The sequence below is a fragment of the Streptomyces sp. CB01249 genome, from assembly GCF_001905735.1.
In the GTDB taxonomy this organism is placed as follows: Bacteria; Actinomycetota; Actinomycetes; order Streptomycetales; family Streptomycetaceae; genus Streptomyces.
Window position 1 is genome coordinate 589,477 of sequence record NZ_LISW01000001.1, and the last position, 16,227, is coordinate 605,703.

At 73.7% G+C, this 16,227-nt stretch carries 11 protein-coding genes; 7 read left to right on the forward strand and 4 right to left on the reverse strand.

The genetic code is table 11. The annotated features are described in order from the left end of the window. Positions 1-47 precede the first annotated feature (47 nt). Positions 48-3,806 (forward strand): S8 family peptidase, encoded by a 3,759-nt coding sequence (locus tag AMK18_RS02470; RefSeq protein ID WP_241836431.1) that lies wholly within the window; start codon positions 48-50, stop codon positions 3,804-3,806. A 64-nt stretch (positions 3,807-3,870) separates the two neighbouring features. On the opposite strand, the gene AMK18_RS02475 is transcribed toward AMK18_RS02470, so the two are convergent. Both AMK18_RS02475 and AMK18_RS02480 read right to left on the reverse strand, forming a co-directional pair. Next, positions 3,871-5,091: an MFS transporter gene (locus tag AMK18_RS02475; protein ID WP_073861462.1), complete on the reverse strand. Its 1,221-nt coding sequence runs from the start codon at positions 5,089-5,091 to the stop codon at positions 3,871-3,873. 147 nt (positions 5,092-5,238) lie between these two features. Continuing rightward, on the reverse strand, positions 5,239-6,279 hold the full coding sequence (locus AMK18_RS02480; protein ID WP_073861463.1) for a hypothetical protein: 1,041 nt from the start codon (positions 6,277-6,279) through the stop codon (positions 5,239-5,241). A gap of 98 nt (positions 6,280-6,377) precedes the next feature. Here AMK18_RS02480 and AMK18_RS02485 point away from each other — a divergent pair, with 98 nt between their 5' ends. Next, a complete protein-coding gene (locus AMK18_RS02485) occupies positions 6,378-6,944 on the forward strand; it encodes a dihydrofolate reductase family protein (protein ID WP_073861464.1) in 567 nt (188 codons plus the stop codon). Between the two features lie 34 nt (positions 6,945-6,978). On the opposite strand, the gene AMK18_RS02490 is transcribed toward AMK18_RS02485, so the two are convergent. Continuing rightward, a complete protein-coding gene (locus AMK18_RS02490) occupies positions 6,979-8,523 on the reverse strand; it encodes a peptidoglycan-binding protein (RefSeq protein WP_073861465.1) in 1,545 nt (514 codons plus the stop codon). A gap of 333 nt (positions 8,524-8,856) precedes the next feature. Here AMK18_RS02490 and AMK18_RS02495 point away from each other — a divergent pair, with 333 nt between their 5' ends. From AMK18_RS02495 to AMK18_RS02505, 3 genes are read left to right on the forward strand one after another with little or no spacing between them, the layout of a single operon-like run. Next, positions 8,857-9,090 carry a phosphopantetheine-binding protein gene (locus tag AMK18_RS02495; protein ID WP_026171182.1) on the forward strand — a complete coding sequence of 78 codons (234 nt, stop codon included), beginning with the start codon at positions 8,857-8,859 and terminating at the stop codon, positions 9,088-9,090. Beyond that, positions 9,087-10,331 carry a beta-ketoacyl-[acyl-carrier-protein] synthase family protein gene (locus AMK18_RS02500; protein WP_018100566.1) on the forward strand — a complete coding sequence of 415 codons (1,245 nt, stop codon included), beginning with the start codon at positions 9,087-9,089 and terminating at the stop codon, positions 10,329-10,331. The genes AMK18_RS02495 and AMK18_RS02500 overlap by 4 nt, the downstream gene beginning before the upstream one ends. Positions 10,332-10,340: 9 nt before the next feature. Then, positions 10,341-11,261 carry an alpha/beta fold hydrolase gene (locus AMK18_RS02505; RefSeq protein ID WP_073861466.1) on the forward strand — a complete coding sequence of 307 codons (921 nt, stop codon included), beginning with the start codon at positions 10,341-10,343 and terminating at the stop codon, positions 11,259-11,261. Positions 11,262-11,282: 21 nt separating this feature from the next. Here AMK18_RS02505 and AMK18_RS02510 read toward each other — a convergent pair whose 3' ends face one another. After that, positions 11,283-13,748 carry an endonuclease/exonuclease/phosphatase family protein gene (locus AMK18_RS02510; protein WP_073861467.1) on the reverse strand — a complete coding sequence of 822 codons (2,466 nt, stop codon included), beginning with the start codon at positions 13,746-13,748 and terminating at the stop codon, positions 11,283-11,285. 335 nt (positions 13,749-14,083) lie between these two features. Between AMK18_RS02510 and AMK18_RS02515 the strand changes: the two genes are divergently transcribed. After that, positions 14,084-15,352 carry an ROK family transcriptional regulator gene (locus AMK18_RS02515; protein ID WP_018100563.1) on the forward strand — a complete coding sequence of 423 codons (1,269 nt, stop codon included), beginning with the start codon at positions 14,084-14,086 and terminating at the stop codon, positions 15,350-15,352. A 336-nt stretch (positions 15,353-15,688) separates the two neighbouring features. Then, on the forward strand, positions 15,689-16,213 hold the full coding sequence (locus AMK18_RS02520; protein WP_073861468.1) for a flavin reductase family protein: 525 nt from the start codon (positions 15,689-15,691) through the stop codon (positions 16,211-16,213). Positions 16,214-16,227: the final 14 nt, after the last annotated feature.

Here is a 16,227-nt window from a genome sequence, read left to right on the forward strand (position 1 = left end):
GGCGCGGACCGCCCCGCGGCGGCCGGTTTACCGGTAGATCATCACCCATGACTTTCTCCCCCTCCACCGCGACCGGCCGGGCGAGACCCGCACGCGCCGGGCGACGCACCCTCGTCATAGCCACCGCCGCCGCCCTGATGAGCGGCGCGCTGCTGCCCCTCACGGGCGCTGCGTACGCCGCCCCCGCTTCCCCCACCGCGGCAACCACCCCCGCCGCGGAGCCCGTTCACCGCTACGACATCACCCTCGTCACCGGTGACGTCGTCCACTACGCCGACGGCGCGGGCAAGCAGGACACCGTCACCGTGGACCGCCCCGAGGGCGCGACCGGCGGCGTCCACGTCCAGCAGGCCGGGGACGACGTCTACGTCCTGCCCGACGAGGCGCAGAGCCTCCTCGCGGCCGGGAAGCTGGACCGCCGCCTCTTCAACGTCTCGGCGCTCGCGAAGATGGGTTACGACGACAAGAAGACCGGCGGCATCCCGCTGATCGCCACCTACCCCGCGTCCAAGGCCCGTTCGCTGCCCGTCGCCCCGCAGGGCAGCAGGACCGTCCGGCAGCTGGAGTCCATCCACGGCGCCGCCCTCAAGGCCGGCAAGGACACCGCCCGCGCCTTCTGGAACGACATCGCGCGCACCGCCACGGCCCGTTCGCTGGACAACGGCATCGCCAAGCTCTGGCTCGACGGCCGCGCCGAGGCCGCGCTCAAGGACTCGGTGCCGCAGGTCAACGCCCCGCAGGCCTGGGCCGAGGGCTACGACGGCAAGGGCATCAAGGTCGCCGTCCTGGACACCGGCATCGACGAGGACCACCCGGACGTCAAGGACCGCATCCTGGAGACGAAGAGCTTCGTCCCGGGTGAGGAGGTGGACGACAAGAACGGCCACGGCACGCACGTCGCCTCCACCATCGCCGGCTCCGGCGCCGCGTCCGACGGCGTCAACAAGGGCGTCGCCCCCGAGGCCGGACTGCTCGTCGGCAAGGTCCTCAGCAACGAGGGCTCCGGCGCCGACTCCGGCATCATCGAGGCCATGGAGTGGGCCAAGGCGGAGGGCGCCGACGTCGTCTCCATGAGCCTGGGCTCACCGGTCGCCGACGACGGCACCGACCCCATGTCCCAGGCCGTCAACACCCTCTCCGCGGACGGCGGCCCGCTCTTCGTGATCGCCGCCGGCAACGCGTACGGCGCGGGCACCATCGGCTCGCCCGGCTCCGCGGACCAGGCGCTCACCGTCGCCGCCGTCGACAAGCAGGACGGCCGCGCCGACTTCTCGTCCATGGGCCCGCTGGTGCGCAGCTACGGCCTGAAGCCGGACCTGTCGGCGCCCGGTGTCGACATCAACGCCGCCGCCTCGCAGTCCGTCCCCGGCATCGAGGGCATGTACCAGTCGATGTCCGGTACGTCGATGGCCACCCCGCACGTCGCGGGCGCCGCCGCCATCCTCAAGCAGCGCCACCCCGACTGGACCGGACAGCGCATCAAGGACGCGCTGATGACCTCGTCCAAGGTGCTGCCCGACTACACCCCGTACGAGCAGGGCACCGGCCGCCTCGACGTGAAGGCCGCCATCGACACGACCATCGAGGCCACGGGCTCCGTCGCGGTCGCCGCGTACGACTGGCCGCACAGCGCCTCCGACCCGGTCGCCGAACGCACCCTCACCTACCGCAACACCGGCACCGCCGACGTCACCCTCGACCTGGCGACGGACAGCGAATCGGACGCGTACACGCTGTCCGTGAAGCAGCTGACCGTCCCGGCCGGCTCCACCGCCGAGGCCGTCCTCACGCTCGACCCGTCGAAGGTCGACGCGGGCACCACGTTCTCCGGCCAGGTGATCGCCAAGGACGCCTCCGGCGCCGTCGTCGCGCACACCGGCTTCGCGCTCAACAAGGAGCAGGAGCTCTACGACCTCACGCTCCGGCTCCGCGACCGCTCCGGCAAGCCCATGGACGGCACCGTCGTCCTCGGCGCCCTCGGTGACCCGAACCTGTCGCCGGTCGCGGTGTCGGGCGAGACGACGCTCCGCCTGCGCCCGGGCAACTACACCGCCTGGGCCGCCGCCGACGTCAAGGGCGACACCGCCGACTCCAAGGCCGTCGCCTTCCTCGCGGCCCCCGAGATCATCCTGAACAAGCCGGTCACGGCCACCCTCGACGCCTCCAAGGCCCGCAAGATCAGCGTGAGCACGCCGAAGGAGAGCGAGACCCGGCAGCTGCGCTACGACATGGCGCGCACCTCACCGGACGGCACCGTCCTGCGCGACGCGTACCAGATCCCGCTGACGTACGACCAGCTGTGGGCGAGCCCCACCAAGAAGGTCACCCAGGGCGACTTCTCCTTCCTGACCCGCTGGCGCCAGGGCGAGAAGCTCATCGACCTGACCTCCGACGGCCGGGACGTCCCGGTCACCGCGCAGGGCGGCTCGGCGGTCGCCGAGGACAGCAGGGACAAGCTCCGCAGCGTCTTCGCGGGCAACGGCTCCGCCGCCGACTACAAGCGCGTGGACGCCAAGGGCATGGCCGTGGTCATCCGCGCCAGTGACACGGTGTCCCCGGCCGACCGCGCCGCCGCCGCGATCGCCGCCGGCGCCAAGGCGCTGTTCGTCGTCAACCGCGGCGACGGCCGGCTGATGGAGTCCTACGCCGACTACGGCACCCAGCTCCCCATCCCGGTGGCCACCGTGCAGCGCGTCGCCGGCGAGAGGCTGGTCAAGGCCGCGCAGCACGGCGAGAAGCTGACCGTCGAGCAGCACAAGTACGCCGGCTACGTCTACGACCTGGTCGACCGCCACGACGGCACCATCCCGAACCGCTCGCTCGCCTTCGACCCGGCCACCCGCGACCTGGCGAAGATCCAGAACACCTTCTACGGCCACCGCGACGTCGTCGGCGGAGGCTTCCGCTACGACATCCCCGAGTACGGCCCCGGGCTCGGCTTCGAGGAGTACGAGAAGTTCCCCGGCACCCGCACCGAGTGGGTCACCCCGCTGCCGGGCGCCTCCTTCTGGTACGAGAACCACTCGCAGTTCAACGAGGAGGGCAGCGACACCGCGCTGGAGGAGCGCGGCGGCGAGATGGACTACCGGGCCGGATCCACCAGCAAGGCCGACTGGTTCGCGCCCGTCACCCGGCCGCGCCTGGGCACCGCCTTCTGGGGCCCGAACCGCTCGCAGTACGGCGACATCCAGTACAACATCACCCCGTGGACGGACGGCGGCGCCGGGCACTCGGGCTCCATGCCGGACAAGGAGTACGACACCGGCAAGGTGACGGTCTACCAGGGCGACAAGGTGCTGGACGAGTCCCCGGGCCGGGCCGGCTACATCGGCGACCTGCCTGACGAGAAGCTGCCCTACCGCCTGGTGCTCGACGCCTCGCGCGACGCGGACACCTGGAAGACCTCCGTACGCACCCACTCGGAGTGGTCGTTCGTCTCGGGCGCCCTCGACCCGGAGGGTCCGTACCAGGTGGACATCCCGATGCTTCAGCTGGACTACGACGTCGCCACGGACCTCGCCGGTGACGTGCGGGCCGGGAAGTGGACCGAGGTCGGTCTGTCGTCCACCACGCAGGAGTGGCTGAACGGTGCCGTGAAGGCCACGAAGGCCCGCCTGTCGGTGAGTTACGACGACGGGAAGACCTGGAGCCCGGTGTCGCTCGACAAGGACCGGACGGGATCCTGGACCGCCCGGTTCAAGACCCCGAAGAAGGGCGCCAAGGCGGTCTCGCTCAAGGCCCACGCCGAGGCCGCCGGGGGCCTCGCGGTGGACCAGGAGATCATCCGGGCGTTCGGCCTGAAGTGACCCGCTGAACCCGCGTACGAGGCGGCCGCTCACCCCTTCCCGGGTGGGCGGCCGCCTCCGTGTGTCAGACCGTCTTCACCACCTCGGGCCCGGTCCGGACACCGGCGCCCCACATCGCCGCCGCGCACAGCAGCGCCGGGGCCGCCGCCAGCGCGCAGCACAGGGCGAGCGGCAGCCGGTCCACCAGCAGCCCGACCGCCGCCGTGCCGCCCGACGAGCCCGCGTTGAACGCGGTATTGACCCAGGCGCCCGCCCGGGTGCGCCGGGCCGCGTCCGCCGACTCGTCCGCGATCAGGTACGCGGTCGTGAGCGCCGGTGCGAGGAACAGCCCGGCCGCGCCGACCACGGCGATCAGCACGTACACGTTGCCCGCGAGACCGGCCGCCGCCACCGCGCCGGACAGCCCGGCGGCCAGCAGCGGCAGCCGCACCCCGAGCGGGGCCCGCCACCGCAGCGCCCCGTAGGCCAGCCCGCCGACGGCGCTCGTCGCCGACAGGGCGGCCAGCACCCAGGACACCGCCGACGCCCGGTGCATCGCCTCGGTGAGGGCCACCGCCAGCAGGTCGAGCGCCCCGAGGCAGAGCCCCACGGCCGCCGTCAGCAGCACGGCCCGCCGCAGCGCGGGCACGGCGCTCAGCCGCAGACCGGGCGCGGCCGGTCCGCCGGCCGCCGTGCGGTGGTCCGGCTTCCCGCGCGGCACGGCGGGCGAGGCCGCCAGCGCCCCCGCCCCCAGCGCGATCAGCACCGCACCGGCCAGCACGGCGGCGGCGGGCCCGGTCACCGTCACCGCGACGCCCACCAGCAACGGCCCGGAGACGTACAGCAGTTCCTCGGCCACCCCGTCCAGGCTGTACGCGCGGCGCAGCAGCTCCCGGTCGGGGACGAGGTCGCTCCACACCGTCCGCATGACCGGGCCGAGCGGCGGAGTGCAGACCCCGGCCGCCGTGGCGAGGACCCCGAGGACCACGGGGGAGGCGCCCGGCCGCCAGGTCACCAGGGCGAGGACGGTGAGCAGCACCGCGTACAGACCGGCCATCGGCGGCAGGGCGCGGCGCGCCCCGTACCGGTCGATCAGCCCGGCACGGGCGGGGGACAGGAACACACTGGCGGCCCCGAACAGGGCCATGACGGTGCCGGCGGCGGAGTAGGAGCCGGTGGCGTCCTTGACGGCGAGCAGCAGGGCGAGCGGGACGATTCCGTAGGAGAGCCGCCCGGTCAGCGCGGCGGCGAAGGCGCGCGCGGCGTGCGGCACGCGCAGGACAGCGACGTACGAAGGAGTGGACACGATGGTCTTCCTCGGGAGGGTGGCGCGGACTCGCCGCGCCACGGGTAAGCGGGGACACCGGAGCGCCGCACCCGGTACGCCGGGCGCGGTCTCGACGGGGTCCTACGCACGAGGAAGAGACACGCGGGCAAGGTAGCAGAGGTCCGGCTACCCGACTACCTCCGGATTGGCCGCCAGGATCTCCTCCGTGACCGCCCACAGCCGGGGCACGAAGCGCAGCACCCGGTCGCGGCGGGCGAGCAGGTCCGCGGTGTCCGCGATGCCGGTGAGGTCCGCGACGGCCTCCCGGAAGGCCGGGAGCCGGGCGGTGTGCAGCGCGGGCGCGTCCGCGGCCAGCACGGTGTGGCAGCGGGCGAAGGTCGCCAGGATCCAGAACACCGCCTCCCGGTGGTCGCCCCGGTCGACGAGCGCCCGGCTGCCGTCGACGGCGACGGGCCGCGCCCGCTCGGTGAGGTCACCGCCGAAGAAGAACGGCGTGCGCACGACGGGGACCGTGGCGTCGAACGTCCTTGTCAGCTCGGCGAGATGGTGCCGGACCAGCGGCGCGGACACCTCCGCGCAGCCCAGGAGCGCCAGCAGTTCCGGATACCGCGCCTGCTGCCCGTACGCGGTGAGCACGTCGCGCACGGCGGGGTAGCGCAGCCGGACGGTCGGGTTGCGCAGGGCGGCCACCAGCGGGAGGTGCGTGGTGACCCCGGTGGGGAAGAGCCAGGCCGTCACGCGGGTCGCGAACGGCTGCGCGGTGTCGAGGGCGGCGAGCCGGGCCTCGACGCGGTGCCGGGCGTCCAGGCACCGCCGCCGCACGTGGTCCCGCCGGGCGAAGCGCGGTGCGACGTACGCGTGCAGCGCGCGCAGCCGCCCCGTGGGGTCGTCGATGACGGTGTCCCGGCGGAAGCCGCCCGCCAGGTGGTACGCGCCCAGCACCGCTTCCGGGTCGGCCAGCAGGGACCACGGCTCGTAGGTGATCTCCAGCAGCGCGCCCCGGTGCGGGAGCTTGCCGGGCTTCGCCGGGGCCTCGGCCCCCTCCCTCACCACGACCACGTCCACGTCCGAGGAGACCGGCAGCTCGTCGTCGTCGGGCCGCCCGACCGTGGACCCGCTGAAGTACGCACCCAGGTAGCCCGGTGCGGGACGGGCGTGTGCGGCGACCCAGTGCGCGGCCGCGTCGCGCGCCTCTCCGACTCTCATCCCCGACTCCTATGCGCCGCTCCGGGGCGGCGTCAAGCGCGGACGGTAACGTCGGCGGCGTTCACCGCCCCGTCCCCGAACGCCCGGTGAGGTACCCGATGCGCAAGATCGTCTACTGGATGTCGATGTCCCTCGACGGCTTCATCGAGGGCCCGGGCCGGAACATCGACTGGCATACGGTGGACGAGGAGCTCCACCAGTACTTCAACGAGCAACTGGCCGGTATGGGCGGCATGCTGGACGGGCGCGTCACGCATGAGCTGATGGCGGGCTTCTGGCCCACCGCCGACCAGGACCCCGCCAACGAGGGCCCGATGGCCGACTTCGCCGTCATCTGGCGGAACATGCCGAAGTACGTCTACTCGCGGACGCTGGAGCACGCCGACTGGAACACCACCATCGTCCGCGAGGTCGTCCCCGAGGAGGTCCGGGCCCTCAAGGAGCAGCCCGGCGGCGACCTCTCCCTCGGCGGCGCCGACCTCGCCGCGTCCTTCGCCGCGCACGACCTGATCGACCAGTACCGCGTCTACGTCCACCCGGTCCTCATCGGCCGGGGCAAGCCGATGTTCCCGGCCGAGGAGACCCTGCGGCCCCTCCGCCTCACCGGCACCCGCACCTTCGGCACCGGGGTCGTGGAGCTCTGCTACGACCGCGCCGACCGCTGACGCCCCGGGGCGGGCCCGGGGCGCCACCGCTCCGTCAGCGGCCCGCCTGGAGGGCCGCCCAGGTGCCGGGGCCCACGATCCCGTCGGCCGTCAGCCCCCGCCCCGTCTGGTAGGAGCGCACCGCGGTCGCGGTCGCCGGGCCGAAGCTGCCGTCCGCGTCCACCGTCGAGCCCAGCGCCGCCGTCAGGGCGCGCTGGAGCCGCTTCACGTCCTCGCCCGTCGCGTCCTCGGCGAGCACCGGGGTCGCCCCGGCGGACAGCAGCGCGGTCCAGGTCCTGGCCCCCACGACCCCGTCCGCGTCGAGGCCGCGCGCCGACTGGAACGAGGTCACCGCCGCCGCCGTGGCGGGCCCGAAGCTGCCGTCCGCCTCGCCCGCCGCGTAACCCTGGTCGTTCAGCAGCCGCTGGAGGGCGGTGACCTGAGGCCCCGTCGAGCCGGACCGCTGGGTCGTGTACGTGGCGAAGCTCAGCCCGTCCCGGGTCTCGCCGCCCGTCCCGGTGCCCTTGACCAGCTCCATGTAGCGGTCCCAGTCCCAGTACGGGCCGGGGTCCGTGTGGTCGTTGCCCGGGGCCTCGCTGTGCCCGATGATGTGCGCCCGGTCCTTCGGGATGCCGTACTTGTCGCACAGCGACGCGGTCAGCGCGGCCGACGAGCGGTACATCGCGTCCGTGAACCAGGTCGGGTCGTCGATGAAGCCCTCGTGCTCGATGCCCAGCGCCGAGGCGTTGGCGCTGCGGGCGTGGTACGCGGTGTCGGCGTCCCGCACCATCTGGGTGATCTGCCCGTCCGACGACCGCACCACGTAGTGCGCGCTCACCTCGGACACGGGGTCCTGGAACCAACTGATCGAGCCCGCGTACGAGCCCTGCGTGACGTGGATGACGACCTTGTCGATCTTCGCGGTCCGGCCGGTGGTGTAGTTGTTCGGGTCGGCCGGGACCCAGAGCGCGGCCGGGTAGTCGGCGCTCCGGGCACCGATGTCCGCCGCCGGGACCCCGTCCCGCTCGGGGAAGACCGGCCGCCCGGGCACCGTGATCCGCTCGCCGTCCGGGGTGAGCGCGTCGAGCCCGTCGGCCAGGAAGGTGTAGACCGAGTCCGCGTAGAGCGCGGCGGCCGTGCCCCGCGTACCGCTGTAGCGGGCGACGGCCGGGTACCAGGCGTCGAGGTCGTCGCGGTCCGCCGCGTCGAGGCCCAGCCCGTCCGCGTAACCGCGCAGCAGGGCGGCGCCGCCCAGGATGTTGGCGGCGGTGTCGGTGCGCAGGGCGGCGGCCGGCTCGCCGGTGAGGGCGGCGGCGCGTTCCAGGGAGTGCCGCACCGGGTTGCTGACGAGGTGCATCACCCCGTAGCCGCCCGCCTGGCTGGGGTGTCCGGCGTGGCCGTCGAAGTGGGTCTCGCCGTACCCGACGGCGGCGAGCAGATCGCGCGGTACGTCGAACGCCTCGGCGGCCCGGGTGAACGCCCGGTCCATCGGGTGCGAGGGGTCCGCCGCCGCGAGGGCCGGGGTGCCGGTCGCGGCGAGGACGGTGGCGGTGAGGGCCGCGAGAAGGGCTGCGCGGGTCCGGGCGGTGCGTGGGGGCATGCCTGCTCCTGCTGTGTGGGGGAGGGCCGGCCGACGGGGCCGGGCGGCCGCGAAGCCTGCTCACGATAGAGAGCCGCCACGGGTATGACAATCAGCCCGCAGGCGTGTCGAAGCGCGTGCACTCCGGCGGAGTTGACGGGCTGTGAGCACACGCGCGCCGCGTGGGATTCGTACACCTGGACGGCAGCCCACCGCACGGGGGAACGCGGGCCGGGCCCGCCGCCGACAGGGCGTATAACAGAGAACTCCGGACCGGCCGGCGTCCCCGATGGCACTCACATCTCACGCGGCAAGGCGTCACCGCGTACGACAGCGGAGAAGCGCCCGATGAGCATGAGCACGGCAGACGAGATCAGCACCTTGCTGACGGCCAACTTCGGAACCGACCCCGTGGCGATCCGCCCCGACGTGCCCCTCAGGCAGCTCCGGCTGGACTCGCTGGCGCTGGAGGAGCTGCGGCTCCTCATCGAGGACCGGCTCGACGTCGACCTGGACGACGTCCAGCTCACCTCGCGCGACACCGTCGGCCAGCTGGTCGACGCCGTGCGCCGCAAGGCCGCCGCGTGACGGCCCCCTACCGCCTGCCGCCGTTCGCCGCGGCCGTCACCGGCATCGGCCTCGTCACCTCGGCGGGCGTCGGCGCCGAGGCCACCTGGCGTGCCGTGAACGACCCCGCGACCGCGCCCTGCGTACCGCACCGTCCCGAACTGGCCGGGCTGCCCTGCGACTTCATGTACAGCGTGACCGGCCTCGACACCCGGGCCGTGCTCGGCGTCGCCGCACACCGGCTGATGGACCGCTTCTCGCACCTCGCCGTCATCGCCGCCCGCGAGGCCGTCGCCGACGCGGGCCTGGACCCCGCCGTCTGGGACAGCGGCCGGGTCGCCGTCGTCATCGGCTCCGCCCACGGCGGCCTGCCCTTCTACGACGAACAGCACACCGCCCTCACCGAACGCGGGGCCCGCCGCGTCTCGCCCAAGCTCGCCCCGCTCACCGTCGTCAACGGCGCCGCCAGCAGCGTCGCCACCGACCTCGGCGCCCATGGCCCCAGCCAGGCCGTCTCCACCGCCTGCTCCTCCGGCACGGTCGCCATCGGCACCGCCCACCAGATGCTGCGCACCGGCGCCTGCGACATCGTCGTCGCGGGCGGCGCCGAGTCCGTCTGCTCCCGGCTCCTGATCGCCAGCGCCTGCCGCCTGAAGGCCGTCTCCACCCGCCTGGACGACCCGCAGGCCGCCTGCCGCCCCTTCGACACCCACCGCGACGGCTTCGTCGTCGGCGAGGGCGCCGGGCTCCTCGTCCTGGAACGCCCCGAACACGCCCGCGCCCGGGGCGCCACCGTCCGCGCTCACGTCACCGGCTACGGCTCGTCCAGCGACGCCTACTCGGCCGTCGCCCCCGACCCCGACGGGCTCGGCATCGAACGCGCCCTGCGCACCGCCCTCGCGGACGCCGGGACCGACCCCGCCGCCATCGGCCACGTCAACGCGCACGGCACCTCCACCGTCTCCAACGACCTGATCGAGACGGCCATGCTCCGCCGGGTCCTGGGCGAGCACCCCCTCGTCACCTCCACCAAGGCGATGACCGGCCACACCCTGGGCGCCGCCGGAGGCATCGAGACCGCGCTCACCGTCCTCGCCCTCCAGCACCAGCTCGTCCCGCCGACCGTCAATCTCGACGCCCCCGACCCGGACATCCCGGTCGAGGTGGTGAGCAAGGAGGCCAGGCCCGCCGCGTTCGAAGCGGCCGTCAAGACCTCGCTCGGCTTCGGGGGCCACAACGCCGCCCTCGTCCTCACCAGGTGACCGACGCCCATGACCGATGAAATCATCCGCACCCTCACCGTCGGCGGGTTCCGCTACCGCTACCGCGTCCTGCCGCAGCCCGCACCCCGCACCGAACCGGTCGTCGTCCTCGGCGGCGCCCTCCAGGGCATCCACGGCTGGCCGCAGATGGACGAGCACCTCGGCCCGCACGCCTCCGTGATCACCCTCGACCTGCCCGGCATGGGCGGCGCCGACCCGCTGCCGCCCGGCACCGGTGACGGCCTCCTGTGCGCCGCCGTCACCGGGGTCATGGACGACCTGGGCGCCGACCGGGTCAACCTCTTCGGCTTCTCCTACGGCACGTCCATCGCCTTCGGCTGCGCCCGGCGCGACCCCGGCCGGATCGCCCGCCTGGTCCTCGGCGGCGTACCGTCGCACCTCAGCGACGCCCAGCGCGACGACTGGAGCCGGGCCGTCGAGCGGCTGGAGGCCGGGGACGCGGATGGGCTCGCCGCCCTGACCGCCGAGGCGCTGATGTGCCTGGACCCCGAACGGCCGGTCCACCGGCGGGAGCTGGCCCTGCGCTACGTCCGCCGGTCCTTCGTGCACGCCCTCACGCATTCCCCGCACGCGGAGCGCTCGCTGCGCCGTTCCCTGGAGCACCGCCCGGACTTCTCCGGCGGGCTGACCGGGGTCCCGGCGCTCGTCTTCGCGGGCGAGCACGACACCGTGACCTCGCCGGAGCGCCAGCGGGCCTTCGCGGCGACGATCGAGGGCAGCCGCTTCCTGACCATCGGCGAATCGGACCACTGGGTCGTCCTGGAACGGCCCGACGACGTGGCGGACCTGGTGGCGCGCTTCCTGACCGACCGGCCGCTGGAACCCGCCCCCGCGCTGCGGCCGGTCGCCCCGCTGCCGCGCCCGCGCACGGAGGCGGTGGACGCGGTGCTGCCGCGGGCGGGCGGCTGAACCGCCCGCCCGCGGGCCGGATCAGTGGTGCCCGTGGTGCCCGCCGCCGTGGCCGTGGCCGTTCCCGTGGCCGTTTCCGTGCTCCGGGGAGTTCACGTCGACGCGGACGATCTGCGGGTCGTGGTCGCTCGCCTGGTCGGCGAACTCCGCGTTGATGTGCACCACGTCGTAGTCGAAGCGGCGCACGCCCGGGCTGGTCAGGATGTGGTCGAGGGTCTGCGAGTTGCCCTCGTACACATAGCTGTACTGCTCGTTCTTCGGCAGCGTGGTGATCAGCGGCTTGAGGACCTTGCCGTCGGTCAGCGCGCCGACGGTCGGCGAGAACGCGAAGTCGTTGAGGTCGCCGAGGACCACGACCCGCGCCGACTTGTCCGCCGCCAGCAGCGACTTGACGAAGGTGTTGACCTCCTTCGCCTGCTGCACCCGCTTGGTCTCCGAGCTGCGCACCGGCTCCTGGTAGCGGCCGTGCAGGGGCTGGTCGCCGCCCTTCGACGCGAAGTGGTTGCCGACGACGAAGACGGACTCCCCGCGGAAGCGGAACTCGCCGACGAGCGGCTTGCGGCTGTCGTCCCAGGCCGCGCTCGCGGGCGCGATCCGGCCCGGAGACACCGACAGCGTGACGCCCTTCCTCGTCTTCACGGCCGCGACCGGCGTCGTCGCGTCGCCGCCCGGACGGTCCACGAAGTCGACCCGCTTCGGGTTGAAGAGGAACACGTTGCGGATGTTGCCGCCGGGCTCGCCGCCGTCCTTCCCGTCCTGCGGGGCGACATAGCGCCACGAGTAGCGCGGGCCACCCGCCGCGACGATCGCGTCCGTGAACCGCTTCAGCGTGGCCTCGGAGCCCACCGTGCCGTCGTTGACCGCGCCGTTGTCGTCCTGGATCTCCTCCAGCGACACGATGTCGGGCGAGGAGAGGTTGACGGCGATGCCCTCGGCCAGCGTGTCGAACTTCGCCTGGTCGTCCAGCGCGTCGAGGTTCTCCACGTTGTACGTGGCGACCGCGAGCTCCTTGCCCTTCTGCTTGCGCGTGACCTCGCGCTTCAGGTGGTGGTCGGTGACCTTGCCGAGCGCGGTGGCCTGGAGGTTGTAGCCGCCGTACGAGTCGTAGTCCAGGACGCCCGAGGTGGTCCCGGCGAGCACGTCGCCCACGTTCGCGGTCGGCACCGGCGCGGCCGGGTCCAGCGAAACGACCTTGATCCGGCCGGTGTTCTGGTTGGTGTACGAGGCGTAGAGCGTGCCGCCGCGCCGGGTGGGGTTCTGCTTCGGCTCGACCGTCACCCAGACCTCGTGGTACTTCGTCGTCGCGCCCGTGACCCTGGTGTCGGCGATCTGGACCCGGGTGCCCTCCAGGGACTCGTACAGGTCCAGCGCGTACGTCGACGGCTCCAGGGGCAGCGCGTCGATCGAGCCGCCCCCGGCCGAGGGCACGTACTTCGACGGGACCGCCTTCGCGTCCAGCACCACCGGCGCGGGCAGCGCGTTGCCGGAGGAGACGACCGTGACCTTCGGGGCGGTGATCTCGGTGACCGACTGCGTGGTGGACGACGGGTAGTACTCGTCCACGGTCCCGCTGACCAGCACCGAATCGCCCACCTGGACGGCCGGGGCGGCGGAGCCGGTGTATACGAAGACGCCCTCGGCGGTGCGCGGGTCGGCGTCCGGGGCGGTGTCCTGGATCCAGAAACCGCGCGAACCCGAGGTGCGCACGGCCGTGACGACGCCGGGCACCCCGGTGACCGCCCGGCCGTCCAGCGGGGAGACCCGGGTGGTGCCCTGGATGTCGTGGATCCGCACGGTGCCGGGCTCGGTGGGGTTGCCCGGGTCGCCAGGGTCCTCGCCGCCGCCCGAGGTCTCACCGGCCGCGTTCACCGGGGAGGGGGTGCCCGCGGTCAGGTCGGTGGCGTTGTCGTCGGTGTCCGCCAGCGAGGCCGCGCGCGCCACGGAGGCGGTGGCCGAGGTGCCCTTGGCCGGTCCGCTGCCTTCCCGGACGACCGCGGTCCCGTAGCCGACCAGGTCCACGATCCGGGTGTCGGCGGCGCAGTCGGCGGCCGTCTTGCAGGTCAGCGGCGCCGTCCCGGAGACCAGGGCCACGGTGCCGGCCGTGGCGGACATCGCGACGGTGCCCGTGGCGTCCGGGGTGGGCAGGGCCACCGTGCCGCCGGTGCCCGCCGCCTCCGCGACGAGATAGCGGCCGCCCGGCGCGACGGAGCCGGTCAGCGCGGACACCTGCCACAGCGAGCCCGCCGACGGGGCGCCCGGCAGGTACTGGACGCTGAGCCCGTCCAGGCCGTACGCGGCCGAGCCGGCGTTGGCCAGCTCGATGAAGTCGCGGGTCAGCGTCGCACCGGAGTTCCCGCCGCCCCCGTACACCTCGGAGATCACGGCGGTCGCGGACGGGGCCGCGAAGGCGGCGGGCAGCGCGGTCGCCGAGAGCGTCACGGCTACCGCGCCGGCCAGCAGGGCGGAACGGGTGGTGGATATGCGCACGGAGAATGCCCCTCAGAGTGTGGTGAGGGAGCACAAGCTATGCGCGTAGAACAGGCGATGACAAGGCATCAGAGGTGAATTCCGGAAAACGTTCGGTCACGTCCGGAGCTGTCCAGGATGCGGCGATGGTTTGACCGGGTTGCGCCGGTCCGGCTACGTTGCGCGGCATGCAGCGATCCGCACATCTCACGACGCGGGGTCACATCGACCTCAAGCGGGTGTGCTCCGCCGTGTGTCACCGCGCCTGAGGCACCGAGCCCCGCGCCCTCCCGCGCCCCGGTCCCGTGCCGCGCCGACACCGCGCCCATCGCCGCCCCCGAGGTCTGGAAGACACGGTGAAACGTCTCTCCGCCCCCGCCCGCCGCCCCCAAGAGACCCGCACCACCCCGCTGCGCCGCGCCGACATACCGGCCGCCGTGCCCGGCCGCCGCCCGACCGGGACCGGCTCCGTCCTCGGCGCGATCCTCGACCACGGGCCCGTCGCCCGGTCCACGGTCGCCCGGCTCACCGGCCTCTCGCCCGCCTCCGTCAGCGGGCACGTCGGCCGGCTGCTCGCCCGCGGACTGGTCCGGGAGGCCGCCGAGACCGCCGGGCCCAAGGGGCTCGGCCGCCCGCACATCCCCGTCGAGATCGACACCGGGAGCTATCTGGTGGCCGGGGCCCACATCGCCGTCGCCCACTCCACCCTCTCGCTGATGGACCTGCGCGGCCGGATCGTCGCCGAGGACCGGCGGCCCCACGGCTCCACCGACCCCCACCGTCTCCTCGCCCAACTCGCCGACCGGCTGCCCCCGTTGGTCGCCGCGCACGCGGGCGGGCGGACCGTCCTCGCCCTCGGCCTGGCCACCGGCCACCGCGTCGACCCGGTCGACGGGGTGATCGTGGCGCATCCGCAGCTCGGCTGGCACGACGTCCCGGCCCGCGACCTGCTCGCCGCCGCGACCGGGCTGCCCGTCCATGTGGACAGCCACTCCCGCGCCCTGGCCCGGGCCGAGCAGCTGTTCGGCCAGGAATCGACGCGGGCCAGCACCGTCCTGCTCTTCGTCGGCGCGGTCGTGGACGCCGCCTTCGCCACCGACGGCGCCCTGCACCGGGGACCGCGCTCCGGCGCGGGCAGCGTCGCCCATCTGCCCCTGGGGGCCGGGGGATCGGGCGGTGCGGAGCCGTGCTCCTGCGGGCGGTCCGGCTGCCTCCAGTCGGAGGTCTCCGAGCGGGCCATGGTGCGGCGCGCCGCCGCCCAGGGGCTGGTGACCGGGTCCTTCCCGGAGCTGCTGGACCGGGCGCTGGCCGGGGACGCGCGGGCGGTGGAGCTGTTCCGCCGGCGGGCCCGGCTGGTGGGGCGGGCGGCGGCCCTGCTCCTCGACATGTTCGACCCGGAGGTCCTGGTCGTGGTCGAGCCGGGGGCCGGGCGGATGCCGGAGTGCCTGGCCGGTCTGCGGGCGGAGGTGGCCGAGCGGTCGGTGGTGTGCGACGACCCCGAGCGGGCCGTGGTGCCGAGCAGCTTCACCGGGTCGGTCCTGGCCGTGGCGGGCGGGGCGGTGGCCCTCGGCTCCCTGTACACGGACCCGCTGGGGCCGTGGCCCGCGCTGCCCGCGGTGTCCTGACACCGGACCCGCCGCGCCCCTCCCGTAATCCGACTTAATTCAGTCAGTTGCATTGTTGACCGGCCGCGAACGCCGACGGGATGATGGATTCATGACCAGCCGACAGCGGAATTCAGCGAAAGCGTCCTCGATGACGCCGCGCTTCCGCTCGTCCGCGCCCGCCGCGCCGCGTTCCTGTCGCGGCCGCTGTCCGGGTCTCCGGTAAACACCCGCTGATATCCGGCGAACGTTCCGCGCGTCCGCGCGCGCCTCGCCGTGCTCATGCACGCCTTCGCGTAATTCCAGCTGCCTATTTCGTGCTGCCCTTTTCCGGGCTTTTCACCTTCGGGAGACACGTTGACCGTCACTGTGCCCTCGTACGCGGCCCAGGCCGCCGCCCCCGCCCCGGCGGGGATCGCCCCCGACCGCTTCCGGCAGGCGTTCCGCCGCTACCCCGCCGGGGTCGTCGTCATCACCACCGACTCCGGCCGGGGCCCGGTCGGCTTCACCGCGACCTCGCTCACCTCGCTCTCGCTGACCCCGCCGCTGATCTCGTTCGGCATAGGGACCACCACCTCGTCGTGGCCGCATTTCGAGCACGCCCGTACGGCCGTGGTGCACTTCCTCGGCGCCGAGCAGCAGCCCCTGGCCGCCACCTTCGCCACCAGCGGCATCGACCGCTTCGCCGCCCCCACCCGCTGGCACCGCCTGCCCGGCGGCGAGCCCCTGCTCGACGGGGTGGCCGGCCATCTGCGGGTGGAGACCGAGCAGATCGTCCCGGCCGGTGACCACCGCATCGTCATCGCCCGGGTGGTGGACGCCCAGCTCGACGAGGGCCGCGCCCCGCTGCTCTTCCACGACGGCTCCTACCTCTCCCTCTGACCGGATCAGGACCT

Excerpts from the sequence above, each read along its gene's own strand:
- AMK18_RS02470 (WP_241836431.1), top strand. The coding sequence starts at position 48 with ATGACTTTCTCCCCCTCCACCGCGACCGGCCGGGCGAGACCCGCACGC.
- AMK18_RS02480 (WP_073861463.1), bottom strand. The coding sequence starts at position 6,279 with ATGAGAGTCGGAGAGGCGCGCGACGCGGCCGCGCACTGGGTCGCCGCA.
- AMK18_RS02485 (WP_073861464.1), top strand. The coding sequence starts at position 6,378 with ATGCGCAAGATCGTCTACTGGATGTCGATGTCCCTCGACGGCTTCATC.
- AMK18_RS02490 (WP_073861465.1), bottom strand. The coding sequence starts at position 8,523 with ATGCCCCCACGCACCGCCCGGACCCGCGCAGCCCTTCTCGCGGCCCTC.
- AMK18_RS02495 (WP_026171182.1), top strand. The coding sequence starts at position 8,857 with ATGAGCACGGCAGACGAGATCAGCACCTTGCTGACGGCCAACTTCGGA.
- AMK18_RS02505 (WP_073861466.1), top strand. The coding sequence starts at position 10,341 with ATGACCGATGAAATCATCCGCACCCTCACCGTCGGCGGGTTCCGCTAC.